Source organism: Pseudophaeobacter flagellatus, assembly GCF_021228235.1.
In the GTDB taxonomy this organism is placed as follows: Bacteria; Pseudomonadota; Alphaproteobacteria; order Rhodobacterales; family Rhodobacteraceae; genus Pseudophaeobacter; species Pseudophaeobacter flagellatus.
Genome location: NZ_JAJQRG010000007.1, coordinates 126,301 through 147,470, shown reverse-complemented (window position 1 = coordinate 147,470; position 21,170 = coordinate 126,301). Strand labels below are relative to the sequence as shown.

Sequence of the window (21,170 nt, the reverse complement as noted above, 5' to 3'; positions counted from 1 at the left end):
ACAGGAGACGCGCATGGTCGCCCTTTTGCCTCAAACCATCATGATGGGGAATCCGCCGAGTGCGGGCCATCAGCCATCCAAGGCAGATCTTGCTGATTGGATGCAAGAGACTGAAAGTATCGCTGCCGGTGGTGGTCTTTCTTATATCAACGACAGCCTTGCGGGGTTGAATCTGCGCGCAGGTGTGGCTGATGGCCAATTTGCGCTCGTGCTGAATGCCGAGGCAGAGGCCGGGGTCTATGAGCGCGACGGCGGGGCCTGGCTGAAGGTGGCGGACATTCCGGCGATCTTTCTGGAAAGTATGGCCGCTGTGCAGGCTCAGGGGTTTGCCCAGGCGGCGCAGGCTTCTGAAGACGCGGCGCAGGGATATGCAGGCGGGGCCAACGCATCTGCGCTGCTGGCCGTCTCTGCGGCAGAGGCATCGGGTAATGTCGTTTTTGTCGAAACATATGCCACGGCGAGTGAGATCTGGGCGGGTCTGCCGGTCGATACATTGATTGAGGTGATGATCGATGAGAGCCGGGGCGATGTGCGCGCCCGCTATCGGGTGGATCCCGGTGCTTTGACGTTCATTATGACGCTTGGCAGTTTGCACCCAGATCAAAATCTGGCGGACCTGCAGGATATAGAAGCCGCCCGCAACAATCTGGAGCTGGGGAAATACCAGACAGTCACATTTGGCGGCATTCAGTCTGATGGGGTTGGCGAGTTTGCAAAAGGTGTGACCGGCGGCGGATACGGTTTGAGCATCTCCCGGTCGGGCGATCGTGTCGATATTGCCCCAACGGATCTGGCTGGGGGGTACGATATCAGCAAGAAGATGTCATATAACCCGGCAGTTGGCGTCTGGCAGATCAGCGGCGGGGTTTCTGTCGGCGGGGTGATGTCATGCTTTGGCCCGGATTTTGAAAAGATCTCGATGGTCCGATTAAATAGTAAGTTTATCGCTGGCCTGGAAGCGGCAGGCCTTGTTTTCCGGGTGAATGAAGATGTGACCCCTGAGACGGACAGCGCCAGAGTTGAACCGGCTGGCGCAGCAGCACCTTCGCCGATCAGCTTGATGACGCGGGAGATGGGGGATGCGCGATACGCCCGGCGCTATACCAGCCCGGCGCAAACGATCGTGTCTGGCGGGCTTGTTACTTTGGCGCATGGTTTGGGCGTGGTTCCCAAGTATGTGGGCTACCGGATGCGCTGCACTGTCGCCGAATTCGGCTACTCAGTCGGCGACAATGTCATGGTGGATTTCAACGGCTCCAACAGTAACAACAGCCGAACATCAGTTGCGATCGTGGACGCCGCCAACGTGGCGGTGCGGTTTTCGTCGGACGCGACATATGCCTTTGCGGCGGCCAACAAAACCAATGGCGTCGTGACGGGACTGACTAACTCCAATTGGGAATTGATTGTGGAGGCGATGGCATGATGGGCACTAAATATTTTAGCGATGCATCGGGCGCATACCTCGGCGCGTTTGTTGATGGCGTGCAGCCCCCTGCGGGCGCGATCGAGCGGGACTGCCCACCAAAGAGCGCTGCGGCCCTGTGGCTAGATGGGAACTGGATAGAGCCAGATCCGCGTGATGGCTTACGGGCGGTAGCCTCGCTGTCGCGCCAGGCCTTCTGTCTCGCCTTGTTCCGCGAGGGGATTCTGACAGAGGCGGATGCAATTGCGGCTGCCAGGGGGGATTGGCCTACGGCCTTGAGTGACGTTCTGGCTACGCTGCCATCAGATGCTGCGGCAGAGGCGCGGATCGTCTGGGCCACCTCGACAGAGGTGCGCCGCCTGCATCCGCTGCTGGCGATGATCGCGACCCATATGGGGATCGATGATCTGGGCCTTGATGCGATCTTTGGCCTGTCTGTGCAGGGTGCTGGGGAGTAATCATGACTGAACCGGGACTGATAGACTGGATGTCGAACTTGCTGGGCGGCGCGGCGACCACACTGATCGGGGCCACCATAGGCCGCCTGATGTGGCATTCCGGCGAGGTGCGCAAAGGCCAGCGCCGTTTCTTTGGCCCGGAGCTGCTCTGGGAAATTCCGGTGGCCATCGGCATGGCGATCATTGGCGAGGCGATCGCCAGCTACATGGGCGCAGGCCCAACCGTGACCACGGGCATTGTGGCGCTGGCCGCCTATATCGGCCCGCGCGGGGCTGAGGTGCTGCTGACCAAATGGCTGGTGCGCGCCAAGCCGTAAAACCACCACAAAACTGAAACCTGAAACCAACCCTGCCTCTGGCGGGGTCTTTTGCATTGGAGCAACCGCAATGAAACTCATCTCAAACTGGCGCGCCACTCTGACCGGATCCTGGTCGCTCTGGCTTGTCCTTGCCAGCCTGGTTCTGCTGGGCGGGTATTTTCTGACCCTGGTGAAGCCTGAGCTGCTGGGCTGGGATCCGCTGTATTTTGCCATGGCCTCGGCCACGTGTCAGGTGCTGGCGATCCCGGCGCGGCTGGTGCTGCAGAACGGCTTGTCCGGCCTTGCCGCCTTCCGCCGTGATACGGGCGGCGCGGTCCGCCGGCGCACGGTTGGCGTCATCGCAGGCAGCGGTATTGCGCTGACCTCGGCCATTGGCTTCATTGGCCAGTGGGAAGGGCTGCGGACCGAGGCTTACCGCGATGTCGTGGGCGTCTGGACCGTCTGCTATGGCGAAACCAAGGGGGTACAGCCCGGTGATCGCTACAGCAAGGCGGACTGTGATGCGATGCTGGCGCGCGAGATCCTGGCCTATGAGGCAGCGCTGGATCGATGCCTGAAACACCCTGTGCCCATCGGCATGAAGATCGCCCTGGTGTCCTGGACCTACAATGTCGGGGCCGGGGCTGCCTGTAAATCGACCTTGGTGCGCAAGGCCAATGCCGGGGATCTCGCTGGGGCCTGCGATGAGCTGCCGCGCTGGAACAAGGCGGGCGGGCGCGTCTGGGCCGGGCTGGTCAATCGGCGCGGCGCTGAGCGCGCCATGTGCCATCAGGCCCTGAAAGCGGCGGCATGATCTCGGTTAGGCTATGGGGGTGGGTGCTGCGCAACCTGCCAGGGCTTGCCCTGGTGGCGATGCTGGCCGGGGCGGTCTGGACTGTGGCCTCTGCCTTCCAGGATCGCAGCCGGTTGCGGATCGAACTGGCGGCCTCGCAGGCGGATCTGGCAACGGCGCAGGCCAGCCTGCAGCAAGCCGCCGAGACCGCCCGCATTCACCGCGCCCACCTGGACCGCGCCGCCGATGAGGCCCGCCAATGGTCTGCGCTATCAAATGAGTTGCAAAACATGGAGGGCCGCGATGCGCCTTTATCCCCTTTGCTTGCTGCTACTGCTCGGCGCTTGTTCCGATCGGGCCAGTGAGGCGGTGATACCGCCACCGCGAGTGCCGGCGGATTTGCTGCAGCCCTGCGCCGGATACACCGGGCCGATGCCGCAATCCGAGGGGCAGATCTCGGATGCCCTGATTGCCGAGGCGAGGGGGCGTTCCTGCGCCAATGGCAAGCTGGCCGCCGTGGGCGAGATCTTGGCCGTGCCAATTCTTGAAGACTGATCCCTCCGCACCCTAGCGGGGGGATCGGGTGCGCGAACACCCTTTCCCACGCAGCCTACCGTTCAAAGCGGCTGCGCCGACATCACACATCAGAAAATGTCGCCCGACTCTCGCGAGAGTGGGCACCCCATATTCTGGAATCAGCAATGACAACAATGATAAAGGTGCGCCCTGCCGCGCCCGTCGCCCCCTGGCTTGGGGGCAAAAAGGCCCTGAGTGCCCGCATCATCGCGCGCATCGAGGCCATCGACCATGCCACCTATGCCGAACCTTTTGTCGGCATGGGCGGTGTTTTTCTGCGCCGCAGCTGGAAGCCGCAGTGCGAGGTTGCCAATGACTTCAATGGTGAAATTACCAATCTGTTCCGCATTCTGCAGCAGCATTTGCCGCAGCTGATGGAGGTGATGCGCTATCAGATCGCCTCGCGCCGGGAGTTCGAGCGGTTGCGCAAAACCGACCCCGCCACCCTGACCGACCTGCAGCGCGCGGCCCGGTTTTTGTATCTGCAGCGCCAGGCCTTTGGTGGCAAGCTCGGCGGTGTCTTTGGCGTGGCCACCGATCGGCCATCCAGGTTCAGCCTGTCGCGCCTGGAGCCAATTCTTGAGGCCGCCCATGAACGGCTGGAAAGCGTCATCTTTGAGAACCTCGACTGGTCGGATTTGATCCGCCGCTATGATGGCAGTAAGACGCTGTTCTACCTCGATCCGCCCTATTGGGGCGGTGAAAGTGATTATGGCAAAGGCCTGTTTGAGCGCAGCGCCTTCCAGGCCATGGCCGAACAGCTGGCCGAAATCCGTGGCAAGTTCATCCTGTCAATCAATGACCGCCCCGAGATCCGTGAGCTGTTCGCCGGGTTTGAATTTGAAGAGGTCCGGTTGAAATACACCGTTGCCGCAGGCGGTGCGACAGAGGCGGCGGAACTGATCGTATCCAACTTTGAGCCGCGTATCGGCTTGATTTGATAGGGCGAAACAAGCTGGCGGGGCGCAGTGGTCCCGCCAGTTGGAAGGGCAGGGAGCCGACCTTCGCCGCGCTCTGGACGAACGGCAGGTATGCGCAGGGACAAGCCTGACTTTGCAAACTGACGCGGTGAAGGTGCCCTTGAGGGCAAGCCGGGCCCTGAACGGACACTTATGTCAGGCGCAGTGGGTGGCCGTTATTCGGACAAGGCCGCTCCGTTTTGCCAAGCGTAGCGGCACGCGGCGGACGGTCGAGCATGTGTGCCCATTGCCCTTCTATGACAGCTTAGTAGTTCATGCTGGAGGGCGAGGATAGGTCTATGGATCAACACAGCATGTACGCGATACCTAGAAAATTCGCTTCTCACCTGCTAGCTCAAAACAGAAGGCTTTAGCGGGGGGTGAATCATGAGCGGCGAGCAGACGACAAAATTTGAGCGTTATGTTGAGGAAATAAGTGAAGACATAACCGAGACGGTAAAAACGATGGGGTGTCAGCCTATCCTTTTTATCGGCTCAGGCTTGTCGAGACGCTATATGAGCGCGCCGAGCTGGGACGAGTTGCTCGCACATCTGGCGGATCAATGCTCTGCAATAGACAAGGGACTCGGCTTCTATCGGCAGTCTCTGAAATCACCGATGAAGATTGGTGAAGAGTTTGCTCGCCTTTATCAGGAATGGGCGTGGGACGCAGGAAGCAATGAGTTTCCGTCGGAAATGTTCGCAGACGGCGTGGATGCTCAAGCCTACTTGAAATTCAAAGTTGCGAGCCATCTGCGAAACCTAACGCCTGCCGCGGCTTCAGATCTTGGCAGTGCGGATCAACGAGCGGAGATTGACGCCCTTTGCCGGATAAAACCACACGCCGTCATTACTACGAACTATGATCAGATGTTGGAGTTAGTGTTTCCGAACCATGAACCGATAGTCGGTCAGCAGCTTCTGAAAGGCTTGCAACTATCGGTGGGCGAAATTTATAAGATCCATGGGTCCATCGAGGATCATGAAAGCATTGTTTTCACTCAGACGGATTACGATGAGTTTTCAAAGAAAAAGAAATTTCTAAGCGCGAAGTTGCTTACTTTCTTCAATGAACATCCTCTTATTTTCATTGGATATAGCGCGTCGGATCCGAATATCCAATCAATTCTTTCGGATATAGATGAGGCTCTGCCTGTGAAAGGGGGGGTGATCCCAAACGTATACATCTTAGAGTGGAATGATACGATCGATCAGGAAGCCAACCCGGCCAGAGAAAAAGTAATACCAACGAGCGAAGGCCGGAGTGTCCGCGTAAAGCTAATTGAAGCTTCTGATTTCACGTGGGTATTTAACGCGTTCGCGGCGAACCCTGTCCTAAACGATGTGAACCCTCGAGTTCTGAGATCACTGATCGCACGGTCTTATAACATGGTCCGGCATGATATTCCAACAATGACGGTGGAGGCCGACTTCCAGATGCTAGATCAGGCAGTGTCGGATTCAGACAGCTTTGCGAAACTATTCGGCATTGCGAATATTGGTGACTATAGCGCCGCATCGGCGCAGTATCCGCTGAGTGCTACACAACTCACACGCCACCTCGGAGGTACGGGATCCTACCTGGCCGTTTCCCTGTTGCGAAAAATCAAAGAGGAGACTGGTGTCGATATTAAGGCGAGTGACAACCGCTACCATCGAGCCGAGCAGGTTAACACGTCCACGTTCCATAAGTATTCACCGGATATGCTAGTAGTCCTTAGAAAACTTCACGCGGGCGAGTCCTATGAGCTCAATATGGAATAATCCATAGGTTGCACTTCGACCCCGACGCTCCGCTAATGCCGTATATCAGGCCTCGTGCATAACGTGCTGGTTTCCGGTCTCCGGTTACCGGAGAACACGCCACCAGTGCGATCACGAGCAGCAGCATCGCGGTGGTCTGCTAAACATGTCAGTTAGCCAAAGAAGCGCGCATATCAACTGCCATTTCGAGACGGCTATTACGTTTTGCCGAGCTGCTTGATATCGCGGCGGATCGCACGATAGACCTTGCGGCCCCACTGTGAATAGATTTTGGGACCAGGATGAAAGCCGTCAGGGCTCATTTGTGAGACGTTAGGTTCAAAATCCATTTCAATAAACCGACATCCAGTACGATTGGTGACAAGTTTGCGAAGCGCCCGATCAAATCGTGCTGCCTGTGCACCCAATACCCACCGGAGCGGTTGTGGGAGCAGCGGGAAATGGTGGATTGGGGGAATACCCGATATGCAAATGACATCGGCCTGAAATTTCAGTTCTACCAGCTGAAGCAATATTGCAAAACGCTGCAACCATTCCGATAGAGGCACGCGTGCAGTGATATCGTTTACGCCAAGCGAAACGGACACGATATCAAATTTCTGTGGTGTGCGCTTCTGCAGACGGGCGATCGTATCGGCAGTGGTGGCGCCGGTCTTCGCATCTACAGACCAGTAGACTGTATTCGTCTGCGAAAGCCTTTTGCGCATATGCCCCAAGAGCGCTTCTTCTTGATGCGAGGTGCCGACCCCGACAGCAGAACTGTCTCCGATGATCAATAGACGGAGGTCAGGGCCCTGCCCGCTGACACCATCGCGGCGACCGGAAGGATCAGCCAGGTGCAACGCTGAACGGCGCACAAATGCGCCTTGAGCGACCAGAACTGGAAATAACAGAATTCGTACTGCATGGTCTAACATGTCAGGCTCCAATACGAGACGCGTTACGGCGAGAGTGACACGGAGAGAGATCATACCGAGCTTCCGTATCGTCCAGAAACTCGTCCGCAAAGCTCGAGAAAATATTTGTTGGTTCTATTGTATATGCTATCGCGTCATGCGGAATTGACGGTAGTCAATCGCATGCGCTCGTACCCAGAATTAGCAGTCGTCTGTACAGGTTGCAGCACCGATAAGTTCAGGCTCCTGACCAGCCATTCGCTGCGGTCTGATCGAATGTCGGCTCAGGGCCGTTCGTACCTCTCCGCGCGCCCCAAATCATGCCGACGCTGCGACTCCTCCGTGGTCCGCAGAGAGCCATTCCTGCCAGTTCGACCCGCTGTAGCGACAGGCCTCTCCGATGACAAAACACAAATGTGCCGCAACCACGTAGGTTTTGTCTGGGGGTTGTGTCTGGTCTAACCTTCTGGCGCGGCGGCTGCTCGCGAGAAGGGTCAGAAACTACCGCTATGCCGTTACGTGGTAACAGTTGTGCAACCGGACTTCCGCCCGGTAGTGACCCTTCGAGCGGGCGCGCAGTGAAGGCTAAAAGTTGTGTCCAACGTCAAGTTTCAGACATGCACCTGGCGGCGTTTGCGTAAGGCGCTTTTGCGCAGCCAAAAGGTTGAAGGCCGGCGCAATACCTGCAAGAATTCGAGAGTTGATGGGGGGTGTATCCATGACGCGAATTCTTTGCGCAATAATTCTTTTGGTCGGAATATCTATGCCCGTTTTGGCGCAGAACGGAACAATGTTTTCACGCGAAATCCGCGCCGAGGCCCAGCAGGCGCTGTCCTATTACGACTTCGACGCCGGTCCAGCCGACGGTGTATTTGGATCGCAAACCCGGGCGGCTATTCGCGCTTGGCAAGCTACGCGTGGGACACGAGCCACCGGGGAGTTCAGTCGTGCCGACCTGGGCAACTTGCTGGAGCAATATCGCGCCGATCGAAGAGCGGACGCTTCGGCGGGGGACACGTTACCCATGCCCGCACAAGGTGCCATCGCCGAGATGGCACAGATGTGCGGCACGACCGCGGCAGCGCTGGCCGCACGGCAGGGACTGCTGCAAAGTGGCGAGATGAATAACGACGGGATCCTCGATTACGTGATCGACGGATCTGCTGCGGGGTGTAGTATGATTTGTGGTGCAGCCAACTGTGCGGTCACCACCGTTGTTTCGAACGCGAATGGTTACCGAAACAGCGATTTCCTCGGCTACGGCGTCACTCCGGACAGCTTCAACTGCCTTTCGAGCGGCATCTGCGAGTTTGCCCGTTGACCCGCCCACACTTTGTTGGATGCCCGCAAACCACCATTTTTGGCACCGTGAAAGCCGACCTTCACTCAGCGAAATTGCCGAACGGTGGATGAGTGACCGGTTCGGTGACGCCGCTCTGCGGCGTGGCCAGACTTGGTCAAGGTCGGGTTTGGGCCGTCAATATTCCTTGCATGCTACCTGCAAGCTCTCGCTCGTTTCGTTTAGACTTGTCGGATAGCCGGAGCGGGCACCGTGGAAATGCTCCATCGGTTTCTCCGGGAGGACCTCAACGTCGGAGTTGGCTCGATTACTCAGATCGCGAAGCCAAGTTTTCAAGTCGTAGCGGCTATCCCTTAATTAGACCGATCAAGTGCAATCGTCCCGGCCACCTTAACGTGAGTCTGCGTAACAGTCGTTAAAGCGTTCTTTATACGGTTATGAACGTGGCGGAGAAATCACAACATCGACACGCTCAAGGCCAGTCTTAGGGCCGGAGAGGTCAGACTGTATCGCAGCGGGATTCTTTAGCGTACACGCCGGATCGTAAATAAGGCAGATAACACGGTCAACTTCATCGTTGCCACCGTAGTCGAGGAAGTCTACTGCAAGTTCCCCCTTAATTTTCTTTGCGTCTGTAGGTTTGCGCGCGAATTTCAATTCGATCATTGCTCGCAATGATTTGAGAAAGAACTCGCACCGCGCTGACGAACCCGCGACGGAGGAACTCCATTCTTCATCGCGAATGTCGGGTACATATGCAGCTAGGATTGATCGGAACAGGTATTGGCAATCCCATTCGTTTTTGATCTCCAAGGTGGTTCCATTGTGAGGATGGTGATTTAGGCTTAAAGCTGCCTCGTGGAACCGGCGCGCAAGTCCCACAATGAGATTTAGATCCGCCGTCTCCGGACTGATCACGTTCGGGATTTCTGCCGGTTGCTTTTCTAGAACGTAGTCGACAGCCGCGAGGATGTTATGCACATGCCGATTGGCAACGTCGACTAAGAAGGGCGCACCATCGACATCATTACTTCGCCTATAATTTTCCGATTCTTGTTTGAGCTCCTCAGCCATACCCAAGAGCCAGGCCCGGTAGTTCACTAATTCAGACTCGAAGGAATCAGGTGAAGCGAACTCCTCGTTGGGGATTTGAGTAGATGCCGTGATCTCAGCTGATCTGTGGTAGAGAGTGGAAATGATATTCTTGCAACTACTGTACCAGCTTTCACGGTGAGAAGTGTGGTAGCCTCTCAGCTCTTCCATCGCTGCATTGAAATCGTCATGGATCGCCAAGCGAGCCCTTTGCAGGTATTCGAGGCCCCAAACCGCCCATTCCATTTTATCCATAACAAAGATCCTTGGTGCACCAGAGTCCAGCTCGACTAACAGCGGGCATGATGTACAGGCTCAGCACAGGCCCGTCTAGGGAACGAAAGCCCACGAGGTCCGTCGGGCTCCTCAGTCGCACTTTAGTTTAAGACATTGGGCTGACCGCGGCCGAAAGGATGCTAGAGGCCAAGGTCCGTTCCCGTCCGCTCTTCCAAGCTTGGGGCGCCAGATCATGCTGCACACTGCCTCTAAGGGCAGGTTTGGGGAAGCTGCGCGGCAGCGATGGCATGCCTGGCCAATGTCCGGGAGGGGCCGTCTTCGCCTCACCTGTGAGCTGGCGCGATCAAGTCTGGCCCTTCGTCACGCACAGAGAAGCGCTCGACAGGATAGTATCTCACAAGCGTGTCTTTGCCCAATCCGGCCACATCATCGCTGCCACTCAGCCATTGGCTGCGTTCATCAAGGTTGAGTATTACCGGCATTCGAGTGTGAAGGCCTGAAAGTCCTTCATTGGCTTCTCGGGTCATAATGGTGCAAGTCAAGACGTCTTGCCAACGAGAGGCCAAACCCGCGAACCACAGTGTGCTCTCGTTGCCGCCAGACAGGATCACATGCGGCTGCTTGTTGGCTTTTTCGCCAGTCCATTCGTAGTATCCCCCTACTGGGATCAGGCAGCGTCCGTGACGCCATACAGCCCGAAATGTGGGCTTGTCTCGCGCAGTCTCAATACGGGCATTAAACGTGGTTGCCTTCCAGTCTTTCAACTCCCCGCTATGCCACGAGGGAACAAACCACCATCGGGCGGTTAAGGCTTCCAACGGTTCTTTCGCAAGAATTAGGACGTCCTGCGTAGGGGCGACGTTGTAGCGTCGCGGGGCACGCGGAGGGATTATAACTGGGTGTCGCGGGAAGGGATTGATCTTGGTTTCCGAATGCTCCTGATCAGTCCCGATCAGCTCGGGTTCGATAAAGCGGCCACACATGAATTCCTCACTAAGTTTGGCATTCAATAGATCTACAACATATAATATTCATGGTGTGAATTTCCGCTCAATGCATGAGAAATCTTCACCCGCACAAAGTCGCGATCCTACCTCACCTGCCTACCGGCAGTAATCCGCCCGCCTAATCCGAGATTTGGCCGCTCGCGTCTCAAGATGGCGATATTTACCACCGGAATGCCTTCGACAATCTAGGGCATGGCCCGCTGATATTACCGCCGCGCCAATATCGACACCCTCGGCGTAACAGACCCCAATCCAGCGATCATATGACCGCTCGCCAGTAAGTTGGCATTCCACTGACTTGCCTGCCAGGTAGTTCACCATCCAGCGTCGGGAATCCTTACCTGACCGGGTGTTGAGTTCAGGTGCATCGACGCCCTGCAACCGTACAGGTTTGCCTCCCACCACAATTGTGTCTGCGTCCCGCACCTTAAGACCAGCTGCAGACACGGGAACTGCGAGGACAACTGATAGGGCTAAGCCTAGCGTGAATTTCAAGGTTTTTCCTATTCGGTTTTGTTTGAGGATACTGTTGCAGATGTCGGAATACACATTCAAGCCAACTGCGTCCTACATACCTGGGGCCAGTGGTGATCATTTGCTTCGCCCGCTATGCGCAGGATAGCGACCTTTGCAAAGTTAGGCTGACGGCCCATTCCCAGCCTTTGCTCTGCCTAACTATACGCTATGGTCGCAGCCTGCATGGCTACCGTTCTACGAACCAGTTTAGCATCAACTCTGTGCCACATTACACGTGGGAAAACAGACAAGCGCTTAGATCAATCGATAAACGGTTCGGACGGTCTTATCGACTTTTTTGGCGGTGTCTTTTGCCCACGGAACCACCCGGACGTTGTGATCTGAGAAATAAGAAATGACAGATCTCAGGTGTTGTACGTTCATGGGTTGGATTTCTCCGCCAGTCCCCCAAGCATAACCAGAAAGCTCCGTGATCTCTCCGTTTGGGCCGGTTCGCATAGACAATCGGACACCGTCCTGCCCTTGGCCAATTATCGTACTTTTTTGCACGCGTTTTTGTGTGTCAGGGGATCGTTCGTGTCGAATTGAAGCGATATCCGAAAGAAGCGATAGCCAGTTGCCCTCTTCGATCGGTTGTGTCGCCAATATTGTCGCGTACAACTCGCTGTTTAAATCTGCCAAATTCGACATCTGGCATTGGTTCAACTTAGTTTGCAATTTTTCCTCCGACCGTAGGCAGGGGAAGTAAACGTAGGCTTTGTTCTTTCCTTCCGCCTTCGAGTTGTATTTGAGCCAGATTGCATTCATTGCCTTGTCTAAGGTCAGTTGCATTTTTGTAGCGATCTCTTCGACTGAGTCGGATACTTCTTCGTTTGAAAGCGGCCTGTGCTCGGCTGCCAGTTTTTCGACTAACTTATTAATTTTCCTAAGTGCGATTTCCGCGCTCGTTGGTATCACCAAAATGAAACTCCCCAATCACCATGAGCCCAAAGTTGCAGTCCTGCACAACGAGCTGGCGGGAAGATGGATGGCTGCAGGGCACAGATCAAGTGTCTATCGATTGGCATAAACTGGAACTCGAACAAAGCCCTCAAGGTCTGACAAAAAATCAACCTCGCTAGTTCAACGGACTTACTGTCTTGACTGCAACGATGGCAGCAAAAAAAACTGTTCCCGACATGCGGTCAACACGAGACAAAGAAGTAAGTGGCTCAATCCAATGACCACTTCGGGCTGGGTGCAGTCATCTGGGTTCTATAACGAAGTGTTCATAGGTTCCGTGAACCGGGCGGAACCCATCTATCTTGCGTAGGTGGTGAAAAACTCATTAATAAAAAGCGCTTCCCTTGCCTGAAATCAATGGCTTGAGCGAGGTGCGTGTTGTTTACACCGAAGATGTCGGGAGTTCGAGCCTCTCATCACCCACCATACAACCCCCTTGTTAAATATGATTAACTTCGGGGTTGGGGCTGATCTGCGAAACCTTCCTCAGTTCCCTGAACCACATCCTGTATCACCTGATTTTTCAGATCTGGGTGTAATCCAGAACTTTTGCGTATCTTGAAGCTCGCCCGGTGAAAATCTGGCGTAGGTTTGACAGGTGATCGCCCTGTTGGGGTGCCCAAGGCATTGGGTATCCTTTTTCAGTGGCAGCGCATTTGAGGCCATAGCAACAACGCAGCGTGGCGATTCGTGTTCAGGATCACATTGTCCAGCGCGGCACATTGTATCGAACTCTCTGGTCCATCCTTGCGACAAAACGTGATCTGATCCCGATGTTGATCATTCTCGGTGCGGGTAATCAACACTGCCGATTTTGATTGCCCGCCGATGATGCAACCCCATGACTAGGCATGTCGGTTTGTGTGATTGCCAGCAGCCCCGGCCCGTTCTGGCCGGTTCCCTGCCCATCTCTGGGCGGCTGGCTGGGCAGGGTCATCTGCGTGTTGCTGCCCCTGTAAGCCAGTGCTAAGTTTCGTCAAAACCGAAAACTGCCGGATGTTCATATCCATAGGAGAGAGACGCTTGCCTGAACCTCGCCCCACTTTAACCCTAACGTTGCGCCGCACTGGCGGGACCTCTCTGCAAAGCTTTCTTGCGCAGATCTCTCCGTTCCAGAGTGTTGAGCACGAGCCGTTCAATCCTGACAGGATCTGGGGGCATGTTGTCAAAAAATTCCGGGACGGCAGGGATCTGGTCGCGCTTGAGGCTGATATTGATGCGCTGCTCGAGGCAGAGGTCAATGTAAAACACTGCATCGAGGTTGTGCCCCCCGAGGTGACAAAGACATTGATCAAATGCGCCAAAAAGCGGGGGTATTTCTTCATTGTCCTGACGCGTCGCGACAGCGTGCGCCGCCTGCGCTCTCTCTTTATGGCAATGATGACAGGTGCCTGGGGGCCAGAGCAGGAAGAGGCTCGCTATCCGGGGATCTTGTCCGGGGAATTCAAGGTGACGCCCGTCGACCTGGAGAAGGTGAAAAGGCAATACTGGAGTGATCAACTGGTTTTGGGGCGTGTGCTTTCGATGCTGCGGTATCAGAATGTTTCCTACCAATGGCTGGTGTTCGAAGAAATCTACAAAGGGGAACAGCCGGTTTCTGTGCATGCGGCAAATCTGGCGCGGCAGATTGGCATTGATGTATCGGGCGAGGGGAACAAACTCGACAAACTGAATGAAAAGGGCAAGCAGAGCTCACATCGTATTGAGGATTTCGTGCCGAATTACGACGCGATGATGACGACCCTGAAGGAGGTCTGCATCGATTGATCGGCTCTTGCTGCATCAGGCCGTTCCCGGATTGGCAAATCCCGACCAGCGCCGCTGTGCGGCTGTGCCCGATTCTGGGCAAGCGCATCTGAAATGGTTCTGCCGGTCAGGGTAGGCGCAATCGAAGTTATGAAAATCAAATAGTTAGGATGTTTTGGCTATTTTTTTCGACCAAAGCGGAGAAAATGCCAAAACACCGCTTGACGATCCCCGAGTGCTGGGAATATTACAGCCCAACATTCAGCAGCGATGCTGGATGGGCAGCACGCGGTTGTAGCTCAGCTGGTTAGAGTACCGGCCTGTCACGCCGGGGGTCGCGGGTTCGAGCCCCGTCAACCGCGCCACTGCTGCCTGTCTGATTTGGGCATATCAAATCCCGCTCCGGATGGGGAATGTGGCGCAAGCCACAGAAGAAGGAAAATGCGCGGTTGTAGCTCAGCTGGTTAGAGTACCGGCCTGTCACGCCGGGGGTCGCGGGTTCGAGCCCCGTCAACCGCGCCACTTTCCTTATGCCCTTTGGGCCGCCTGAAAAGGCATAGATGCGCGGTTGTAGCTCAGCTGGTTAGAGTACCGGCCTGTCACGCCGGGGGTCGCGGGTTCGAGCCCCGTCAACCGCGCCACTTTTCAACACAGATTAAAATATCATTTTCTTGCGGCGAATACCGCACCGGAAGCGACGTCCATTTTGGATACTGCACATTGGATACTGCACAATCGGGGCGCTGAGCGGCGAGGCCCTAAATAGGCAAACAGCCCCGAGCGGGGGCTGAACTATCTGATTTACCGCATCATGGCCGTTGCCGGGCTTAGGGGGCTGGGGGCGTGGGCTCGGCCTGGGTATCGTGGCGCCAGGCGGTCAATTCTGAGTTAACCCACTGTGTCAGGCGCTCCATGTCTGGCGCGGGCTGTGCTTCCAGGTGGCGCAACATGACCCGCACCCCGTGTTGATAGCCCGCGCGGTAGCTTTCTTCTGGATCGCTTTGGATGCCTTCAAAACCAGCAGGACGTTTGAATTTACTATGCGGCATTGTGTGTCTCCATTCGCAAAGGACCGTAATGTTCCTGCTCAGTCTCGCAAGATCTGGCTAAGCAAGTCTTAAAGCGAGCAGGGTTTCGGGCGAGTTACGCACATAATTTTGCCCGCAGGAGATGCGCGAGCACTTTGGCGCGGCGCAGCCGGGGCGCCCGTGGCAGAGGGGCCGACGTGGCGGCCCCTCCTGATTGTCGTTATTTGCTCAAGGCATCCAGGATGCGCGCCCAGGACCGCGCGCCTTTGTGGAAGCTCTTGAGGTCGTATTTTTCATTTGGTGAATGGATCGCGTCGTCTTCGTTGGCATAGCCGACAAGCATCGATTCCATGCCCAGGATTGACTTGAAGAAGCCCGCAATCGGGATGGAGCCGCCCATGCCGCAGAAGACGGCTTCGCGGTTCCATTCATCGCTCAGCGCACCGCGGGCAGCTTCGAATTCGGGACGGGAAATGTCCATCACCGAGGCGCGAGATCCTTCCAGATCGTTGTTCCAGACCACCTTGCAGTCCGGTTTAAGCTGGGCTTCGACATGTTTGCGCAGCTTCTGGCGCAGGGCATCCGGGTCCATGTCGCCGACCAGGCGGCAGGTAATCTTGCAATGGGCTTCGGATGGGATCACGGTTTTGGAACCCGCGCCGTTATATCCGCCCCATATGCCGTTGATTTCCAGCGTCGGGCGGGCCCATTGCTGTTCCAAAATGGTATAGTCTTTTTCCCCGTGGGCCTGGGTATAGCCTGCGTTGCTCAGGTAATCCTTGGCGTTAAAGCCCGAGGCCTCCCATTGGCGCAGCAGTTCGGCTGGCACCTTTTCGACGCCCTCGTAAAAGCCCTCAACTGCAACCGCACCGCTGTCTTCGTCATAGAAAGAAGCGATGATGCGTGACATTTCCCGCAGGGGGTTCAGGCCCGGCCCGCCGTAATGGCCAGAATGCAGGTCGATGCGTGGCCCGACAAGGGTGAATTCATCCTTGACCATGCCGCGCAGCTGCGAGGCAATCGACGGCACCCCGCGCGACACCATCGAGGTGTCGCAGATCAGCGCCAGATCCGCCTTCAGCTCGGCGGCGTGCTCTTTCATGAAGGGGACCAGAGAGGGGGAGCCGCTTTCTTCCTCTCCTTCAAAGAAGAAGGTGATGCGGCAGGGCAGCGAGCCATGGATCGCTTTCCATGCGCGGCAGGCCTCGACAAAGGTCATCAGCTGCCCCTTGTCATCCGAGGCACCGCGACCGCGAATAACGGTGCCGTTTTCCGTCTCTTCCAGCTGTGGCTCAAAGGGTGGGGTGGTCCACTGGTTCAGCGGGTCCACCGGCTGTACGTCATAGTGGCCATAAAACAGAACATGCGGCGCTTTGGTATTTTCTTCGCCGATATGGCCCACCACCATCGGGTGGCCGGGGGTGGGGCGTTTCTGCGCCGGGATGCCGATGCTGTTGAGATCTGCAACCAGCCAATCGGCGGCCTTGTCGCAGTCGGCTTTGAAGGCGGGGTCAGTGGAAATGGATTGGATGCGCAGCAGCTCCAGCAGGCGCTCGGTGGCGGCGTCAAGGTCCGTGTCAATCCGATCAAGCACGTCATTCAGCGACATTGTTTTCTCCGGCAGTTGGTGGGAATTGAGAGGTGATGCCCGGACCCTAGCAGCCTCAAATGCCGGGGGCCAGATCTGCCGACCTGTGCGATTGGCGCGATTGTGCACCCTGTGCTGCGGGGCGGCGATTCCCCCCTTTGGGCTGTGGGGAATGGTTGCGGCAGCGATCATGCTCCCATTGGGTTTCCAATCAGCTGCATTCGGAACTTTTGTCGCAGCGGATTTGCCGGTTTAGGGGGGAAAGCGGGCGCTGAGCTTCTTGCCGGGTGTTTGCTATAGGTTTATTTGACCTACATCAAAGTTGTTATGTGTCTTGCGGCCTATCAGCTTGAAGAGACGATACGCATTTGGTACCTATTCACTAATCTGCATGAGTTTGCGACCCGCCAACTGCGTTTCAGATACACAGCCAGCGCTGTCGGATCGGCGCCTTGAGATAGCTATGGAGAAGCCGGTGGACTATTCCGCGAAACTTGATGCCGCCATTAATCGCCTTCACGAAGAGGGGCGGTATCGCACCTTTATTGATATTGAGCGCAAAAATGGCCAGTTTCCTCATGCCGTCTGGACCCGCCCGGATGGCAGCTGCCAGGACATCACGGTCTGGTGTGGTAATGACTATCTGGGCATGGGGCAGAACCCCGTCGTGTTGCAAGCGATGCACGACGCCATTGATGCCACCGGGGCTGGCTCTGGTGGGACGCGCAATATCTCTGGGACCACGGTCTATCACAAACGGCTAGAGGCAGAGCTTTCTGATTTGCACGGCAAAGAGGCGTCGCTGTTGTTCACCTCGGCCTATATTGCCAATGATGCCACCCTGTCGACGCTGCCCAAGCTGTTTCCGGGGCTGATCATCTACTCTGATGCGCTGAACCATGCCTCGATGATCGAAGGGGTGCGCCGCAATGGCGGCGACAAACGTGTTTTTCGCCACAACGACGTGGCGCATCTGCGCCAGTTGCTGGAGGCAGACGATCCGGCAACGCCAAAACTGATCGCCTTTGAATCGGTCTATTCCATGGACGGTGATTTCGGACCAATTCAAGAGATCTGCGATCTGGCGGATGAATTTGGTGCCCTGACCTATATTGACGAGGTGCATGCCGTGGGCCTGTACGGGGCGCGCGGTGGCGGCGTGACCGAACGCGATAATCTGGCCCACCGTATCGACATCATCAACGGCACCCTAGCCAAGGCCTATGGGGTGATGGGCGGCTATATCGCGGCTTCGGCCAAAATGTGCGATGCGATCCGCTCTTATGCGCCAGGCTTTATCTTCACCACCTCGTTGTCGCCTGCGGTTGCAGCGGGGGCAGCGGCCTCGGTGGCCTATCTCAAGGGGCATCCTGAACTGCGTGATGAACATCAGGCGCTGGCCAAGGCGCTGAAGCTTCGGCTGAAAGGTCTGGGCCTGCCGATCATCGACCACGGCAGCCATATCGTGCCGGTGATTGTTGGCGATCCGGTGCATACCCAGAAACTCAGCGATATGCTGCTGTCAGAGTTCGGCCTATACGTGCAGCCGATCAATTACCCAACTGTGCCACGAGGCACCGAACGGCTGCGGTTCACCCCTTCGCCGGTGCATGGGCCGAAAGAAATCGACCATCTGGTCCAGGCAATGGATAGTCTTTGGGCGCATTGTGCGCTGAATCGTGCCGAACTGGCCGGTTAAAGCACAGATTTGTGTTCAAACCGGTTGAGTGTGTTATGTCTTACTCAATGAAAAGGTACAGCTGAATCGCTGGGTGATTCGGTCAGTATCTTGGGATGTCGATTGCGGCAGGCTATGATGGGACAGCGGGCATGATGAGGCGCCTCACTTTGCGCAAGTCGAAGGAGCATGAAGAGATTCCTGCTCTGAAGAGCTTCGATGATTATGAGATGCGCCTCGGGGATATGATGCGTGGCGAGCGGGCGACCATGGGGAAATCCCTGCTCGACGTGCAGCGCGAACTCCGCATTAAAGCCTCTTACGTCGCTGCCATTGAAAATTCCGAACCTTCCGTTTTTGATACGCCAGGCTTTATCGCCGGTTATGTGCGCTCTTACGCGCGCTATCTGAATATGGATCCCGAGGTCGCTTTTGACACGTTTTGCCGCGAAAGCGGCTTTTCTGTTGCGCATGGCATGTCTTCTCAGGCCTCGTCGCGTAAAGCACTGCCCAGCCCGATCACCATCAGTGGTGGTCTGGGCAGCGGTGCCTTTACCACCCCAACTACCCCCTTTGCACCGGCGGATGGCGGGGTGTTCAGCCATATTGAACCGCGCGCTATCGGTTCCTTGCTGGTGCTTGCCGGCCTGATCGCCGGTATTGGCTATGGCGGGCTGAGCATCCTGAAGGAGGTGCAGCAGGTGCAATTCGCCCCGGTGGAGCAGACGCCGCTGGTTCTGGCTGATGTCGACCCGCTGCAATCCGCGCGCCGTCTTGGCGATGCGATGGCGGCGGCAAATGCTGTCAGCGACCCCGCGACCGAGGCCCTGGATCGTTTGTACCGTCCGCAGGCGTTGGATGTGCCGGTTCTGACCGCGCGTGATGCCCCCATCGCAACTCTTGATCCGCGCAGCCTGGGTAACTTTGCCGTGCCCGAAGAACTGCCCAGCGTGCTGCTGGCGGATGCCAGCCTGCCAGTCGGCGGCCCTGCCGGGGCTGGCGTGCCGCAGGTTGTCGAAACCGTCTCTCCTGGGGTTGAAATGGTTGCGGTGCGTCCCTCTTGGGTGCAGGTGACTGTCGCCGATGGCTCGGTCATCTATGAAACCATCATGAACGCCGGAGACAGCTTTACAGTGCCGCTTACCGAAGAGGCGCCAAAACTGCGCACCGGCGAAAGCGGCGCGATTTACTTTGCTGTCAATGGCAATCATTTTGGCCCGGTGGGCGATCGTGGCCAGGTTAGCAAGAACATCGACCTCTCGGTTGACGGTGTGCTGGATCGGTTTGAAGTGGCTGACTTGGCGGATGTGAAAAACAGCGCCCTGGCCACCATGGTGGCGTCATTGCAAACCCAGAAACCTGCCAGCGAATAAATCGCCTTGCAGCTGTGCCGATCCCTTACCGGGATTTTGCGCAGGTTTTGGATGACATCGAACCAAATCTTTTTGTTGTGATCGCGGGGCTAGGCTGTGCCGTGTTGCCCACCTGTTGATCTGTTTCATACAGGGGCGCTTGGTCTTTTCGGCCAAAAGAAATTGCTTTTGCCGGGCTTGCCCGCTGGTCGCCCCATTGCAGCGCCGGGGCGGAGCCCGTATCTAACCGGTAACGAGGATCAACCGGGATCAGTCTGCATGTCGATGAATCACATTCGCCCCTGGCGCAATATCGAGCGCCGCAAAAGCCGCCAGATCCATGTTGGCAACCTGGCCATTGGCGGCGATGCGCCGATCGCGGTGCAGACAATGACCAATACCCTGACCACCGATATTTCCGGCACCATTGCCCAGGTGCAGGCCGCCGCCGAAGCGGGGGCCGATCTGGTGCGGGTTTCGGTCCCGGATGAGGCCTCTTCCAAGGCGTTGAAAGAAATCGTCGCAGAAAGCCCGGTGCCGATCGTGGCTGATATCCACTTTCACTATAAACGCGGGATTGAGGCTGCCGAGGCCGGGGCTGCCTGTCTGCGGATCAATCCGGGCAATATTGGCGATAAAAAGCGGGTGGCCGAGGTGATCAAGGCGGCGCGCGATCACAACTGCGCCATTCGTATTGGCGTCAACGCCGGGTCGCTGGAAAAGCACCTGCTGGAAAAATACGGCGAACCCTGTCCCGCGGCCATGGTCGAAAGCGGTTTGGATCACATCAAGATCCTGGAAGATCACGATTTTCACAACTTTAAAATTTCGGTCAAAGCCTCAGATGTCTTTATGTCTGCCGCCGCCTATCAGCAACTGGCCGAAGCCACGGATGCCCCGATCCATCTTGGCATTACCGAGGCGGGCGGCTTTGTCTCGGGGACAATCAAATCAGCCATTGGTCTGGGTCAGCTGCTGTGGATGGGCATTGGTGATACCCTGCGCGTCAGCCTGTCGGCCGATCCAGTCGAAGAGATCAAGGTTGGATTTGAGATCCTCAAATCCCTTGGCCTGCGCCATCGTGGTGTCAACATTATCTCTTGCCCGTCCTGTGCGCGCCAGGGGTTTGACGTGATCAAGACGGTCGAAGCGCTGGAAGAGCGACTGGCCCATATCCACACGCCTCTCAGCCTGTCGATCATTGGCTGCGTTGTGAACGGACCGGGCGAGGCACTGATGACGGATGTGGGCTTTACCGGCGGCGGCGCTGGCTCTGGCATGGTTTATCTGGCGGGCAAGGCCAGCCATAAGATGAGCAATGCCGCCATGGTGGACCATATCGTCGAAGAGGTAGAGAAGAAGGCCGCAGCCCTCGACGCGGAAGAGGCCGCCCAGGCGGCCGAGGCCTGATCCGTGCCAGGGTAACGGGGCAGGGGCTTTGGGCCTTTGCCCTGCGTGAAATCAAAGGATTGTACTAAAAAGGGCGCCAGAC

General features: G+C 56.7%; 20 protein-coding genes and 3 tRNA genes. 16 read left to right on the top strand and 7 right to left on the bottom strand.

Going from position 1 to position 21,170, the window contains the following annotated elements; genetic code table 11:
* The first annotated feature begins 13 nt into the window (after window positions 1-13).
* The 8 genes from LRK71_RS14260 to LRK71_RS14230 all read left to right on the top strand — a co-directional run bounded on the left by LRK71_RS14260 (window position 14) and on the right by LRK71_RS14230 (window position 6,275).
* The gene (locus LRK71_RS14260) at window positions 14-1,426 is read left to right on the top strand and encodes a hypothetical protein (protein ID WP_232404491.1); all 1,413 of its coding nucleotides are present in this window, start codon (window positions 14-16) and stop codon (window positions 1,424-1,426) included.
* Complete coding sequence (locus tag LRK71_RS14255; RefSeq protein WP_232404490.1) at window positions 1,423-1,884, top strand: hypothetical protein; 462 nt, start codon at window positions 1,423-1,425, stop codon at window positions 1,882-1,884. The genes LRK71_RS14260 and LRK71_RS14255 overlap by 4 nt, the downstream gene beginning before the upstream one ends.
* A 2-nt stretch (window positions 1,885-1,886) precedes the next feature.
* On the top strand, window positions 1,887-2,201 hold the full coding sequence (locus LRK71_RS14250; RefSeq protein WP_232404489.1) for a phage holin family protein: 315 nt from the start codon (window positions 1,887-1,889) through the stop codon (window positions 2,199-2,201).
* A gap of 70 nt (window positions 2,202-2,271) precedes the next feature.
* Complete coding sequence (locus tag LRK71_RS14245) at window positions 2,272-2,997, top strand: lysozyme (RefSeq protein WP_232404488.1); 726 nt, start codon at window positions 2,272-2,274, stop codon at window positions 2,995-2,997.
* Entirely contained in the window at window positions 2,994-3,341 is a 348-nt protein-coding gene (locus LRK71_RS14240; RefSeq protein WP_232404487.1) for a hypothetical protein, read from the top strand. Before LRK71_RS14245 ends, LRK71_RS14240 begins: the two co-directional genes overlap by 4 nt.
* A 67-nt stretch (window positions 3,342-3,408) precedes the next feature.
* Window positions 3,409-3,531, top strand: a complete 123-nt coding sequence (locus tag LRK71_RS20480; protein ID WP_269751761.1) for a hypothetical protein — start codon at window positions 3,409-3,411, stop codon at window positions 3,529-3,531.
* Window positions 3,532-3,686: 155 nt separating this feature from the next.
* On the top strand, window positions 3,687-4,493 hold the full coding sequence (locus LRK71_RS14235; RefSeq protein ID WP_232404562.1) for a DNA adenine methylase: 807 nt from the start codon (window positions 3,687-3,689) through the stop codon (window positions 4,491-4,493).
* Between the two features lie 405 nt (window positions 4,494-4,898).
* Window positions 4,899-6,275 carry an SIR2 family protein gene (locus tag LRK71_RS14230; RefSeq protein WP_232404486.1) on the top strand — a complete coding sequence of 459 codons (1,377 nt, stop codon included), beginning with the start codon at window positions 4,899-4,901 and terminating at the stop codon, window positions 6,273-6,275.
* Between the two features lie 197 nt (window positions 6,276-6,472).
* On the opposite strand, the gene LRK71_RS14225 is transcribed toward LRK71_RS14230, so the two are convergent.
* Window positions 6,473-7,192, bottom strand: a complete 720-nt coding sequence (locus LRK71_RS14225) for an SGNH/GDSL hydrolase family protein (RefSeq protein ID WP_232404485.1) — start codon at window positions 7,190-7,192, stop codon at window positions 6,473-6,475.
* 697 nt (window positions 7,193-7,889) lie between these two features.
* On the opposite strand from LRK71_RS14225, the gene LRK71_RS14220 reads away from it, so the two are divergent.
* Window positions 7,890-8,492 (top strand): peptidoglycan-binding domain-containing protein, encoded by a 603-nt coding sequence (locus LRK71_RS14220; protein ID WP_232404484.1) that lies wholly within the window; start codon window positions 7,890-7,892, stop codon window positions 8,490-8,492.
* Between the two features lie 414 nt (window positions 8,493-8,906).
* On the opposite strand, the gene LRK71_RS14215 is transcribed toward LRK71_RS14220, so the two are convergent.
* The 4 genes from LRK71_RS14215 to LRK71_RS14200 form a co-directional block, all read right to left on the bottom strand.
* Window positions 8,907-9,818: a PD-(D/E)XK nuclease domain-containing protein gene (locus LRK71_RS14215; RefSeq protein ID WP_232404483.1), complete on the bottom strand. Its 912-nt coding sequence runs from the start codon at window positions 9,816-9,818 to the stop codon at window positions 8,907-8,909.
* 305 nt (window positions 9,819-10,123) lie between these two features.
* The gene (locus LRK71_RS14210) at window positions 10,124-10,810 is read right to left on the bottom strand and encodes an SOS response-associated peptidase (protein ID WP_232404482.1); all 687 of its coding nucleotides are present in this window, start codon (window positions 10,808-10,810) and stop codon (window positions 10,124-10,126) included.
* A 93-nt stretch (window positions 10,811-10,903) separates the two neighbouring features.
* A complete protein-coding gene (locus LRK71_RS14205) occupies window positions 10,904-11,209 on the bottom strand; it encodes a thermonuclease family protein (RefSeq protein ID WP_232404561.1) in 306 nt (101 codons plus the stop codon).
* A 369-nt stretch (window positions 11,210-11,578) separates the two neighbouring features.
* Window positions 11,579-12,244 carry a hypothetical protein gene (locus LRK71_RS14200; protein ID WP_232404481.1) on the bottom strand — a complete coding sequence of 222 codons (666 nt, stop codon included), beginning with the start codon at window positions 12,242-12,244 and terminating at the stop codon, window positions 11,579-11,581.
* A 1,065-nt stretch (window positions 12,245-13,309) separates the two neighbouring features.
* Here LRK71_RS14200 and LRK71_RS14195 point away from each other — a divergent pair.
* From LRK71_RS14195 to LRK71_RS14180, 4 genes are all read left to right on the top strand, one after another.
* A complete protein-coding gene (locus tag LRK71_RS14195) occupies window positions 13,310-14,053 on the top strand; it encodes a hypothetical protein (protein ID WP_232404480.1) in 744 nt (247 codons plus the stop codon).
* A 267-nt stretch (window positions 14,054-14,320) separates the two neighbouring features.
* A tRNA-Asp gene (locus LRK71_RS14190) sits at window positions 14,321-14,397 on the top strand.
* A gap of 80 nt (window positions 14,398-14,477) precedes the next feature.
* Window positions 14,478-14,554, top strand: a tRNA-Asp gene (locus LRK71_RS14185).
* Between the two features lie 42 nt (window positions 14,555-14,596).
* Window positions 14,597-14,673, top strand: a tRNA-Asp gene (locus LRK71_RS14180).
* Window positions 14,674-14,859: 186 nt separating this feature from the next.
* On the opposite strand, the gene LRK71_RS14175 is transcribed toward LRK71_RS14180, so the two are convergent.
* Entirely contained in the window at window positions 14,860-15,081 is a 222-nt protein-coding gene (locus tag LRK71_RS14175; RefSeq protein ID WP_232404479.1) for a hypothetical protein, read from the bottom strand.
* 199 nt (window positions 15,082-15,280) lie between these two features.
* The gene (locus tag LRK71_RS14170) at window positions 15,281-16,669 is read right to left on the bottom strand and encodes a M20/M25/M40 family metallo-hydrolase (protein ID WP_232404478.1); all 1,389 of its coding nucleotides are present in this window, start codon (window positions 16,667-16,669) and stop codon (window positions 15,281-15,283) included.
* A 454-nt stretch (window positions 16,670-17,123) separates the two neighbouring features.
* Here LRK71_RS14170 and hemA point away from each other — a divergent pair, with 454 nt between their 5' ends.
* From hemA to ispG, 3 genes are all read left to right on the top strand, one after another.
* A complete protein-coding gene (gene hemA / locus LRK71_RS14165; protein ID WP_332460273.1) occupies window positions 17,124-18,347 on the top strand; it encodes a 5-aminolevulinate synthase in 1,224 nt (407 codons plus the stop codon).
* A 131-nt stretch (window positions 18,348-18,478) separates the two neighbouring features.
* Entirely contained in the window at window positions 18,479-19,699 is a 1,221-nt protein-coding gene (locus tag LRK71_RS14160) for a helix-turn-helix domain-containing protein (protein ID WP_232404476.1), read from the top strand.
* Between the two features lie 258 nt (window positions 19,700-19,957).
* On the top strand, window positions 19,958-21,088 hold the full coding sequence (gene ispG, locus LRK71_RS14155) for a flavodoxin-dependent (E)-4-hydroxy-3-methylbut-2-enyl-diphosphate synthase (protein WP_232404475.1): 1,131 nt from the start codon (window positions 19,958-19,960) through the stop codon (window positions 21,086-21,088).
* The last annotated feature ends 82 nt before the right edge of the window (window positions 21,089-21,170 follow it).

What these genes read in the sequence shown, in the direction of transcription:
- LRK71_RS14170 (WP_232404478.1), bottom strand. Translation starts at nt 16,669, where the DNA reads ATGTCGCTGAATGACGTGCTTGATCGGATTGACACGGACCTTGACGCC.
- LRK71_RS14255 (WP_232404490.1), top strand. Translation starts at nt 1,423, where the DNA reads ATGATGGGCACTAAATATTTTAGCGATGCATCGGGCGCATACCTCGGC.
- LRK71_RS14250 (WP_232404489.1), top strand. Translation starts at nt 1,887, where the DNA reads ATGACTGAACCGGGACTGATAGACTGGATGTCGAACTTGCTGGGCGGC.
- LRK71_RS14230 (WP_232404486.1), top strand. Translation starts at nt 4,899, where the DNA reads ATGAGCGGCGAGCAGACGACAAAATTTGAGCGTTATGTTGAGGAAATA.
- LRK71_RS14245 (WP_232404488.1), top strand. Translation starts at nt 2,272, where the DNA reads ATGAAACTCATCTCAAACTGGCGCGCCACTCTGACCGGATCCTGGTCG.
- LRK71_RS14260 (WP_232404491.1), top strand. Translation starts at nt 14, where the DNA reads ATGGTCGCCCTTTTGCCTCAAACCATCATGATGGGGAATCCGCCGAGT.
- LRK71_RS14220 (WP_232404484.1), top strand. Translation starts at nt 7,890, where the DNA reads ATGACGCGAATTCTTTGCGCAATAATTCTTTTGGTCGGAATATCTATG.
- LRK71_RS14240 (WP_232404487.1), top strand. Translation starts at nt 2,994, where the DNA reads ATGATCTCGGTTAGGCTATGGGGGTGGGTGCTGCGCAACCTGCCAGGG.
- LRK71_RS14160 (WP_232404476.1), top strand. Translation starts at nt 18,479, where the DNA reads ATGATGAGGCGCCTCACTTTGCGCAAGTCGAAGGAGCATGAAGAGATT.
- LRK71_RS14175 (WP_232404479.1), bottom strand. Translation starts at nt 15,081, where the DNA reads ATGCCGCATAGTAAATTCAAACGTCCTGCTGGTTTTGAAGGCATCCAA.
- LRK71_RS14235 (WP_232404562.1), top strand. Translation starts at nt 3,687, where the DNA reads ATGATAAAGGTGCGCCCTGCCGCGCCCGTCGCCCCCTGGCTTGGGGGC.
- ispG (WP_232404475.1), top strand. Translation starts at nt 19,958, where the DNA reads ATGTCGATGAATCACATTCGCCCCTGGCGCAATATCGAGCGCCGCAAA.
- LRK71_RS14225 (WP_232404485.1), bottom strand. Translation starts at nt 7,192, where the DNA reads ATGTTAGACCATGCAGTACGAATTCTGTTATTTCCAGTTCTGGTCGCT.
- LRK71_RS14215 (WP_232404483.1), bottom strand. Translation starts at nt 9,818, where the DNA reads ATGGATAAAATGGAATGGGCGGTTTGGGGCCTCGAATACCTGCAAAGG.
- LRK71_RS20480 (WP_269751761.1), top strand. Translation starts at nt 3,409, where the DNA reads ATGCCGCAATCCGAGGGGCAGATCTCGGATGCCCTGATTGCCGAGGCG.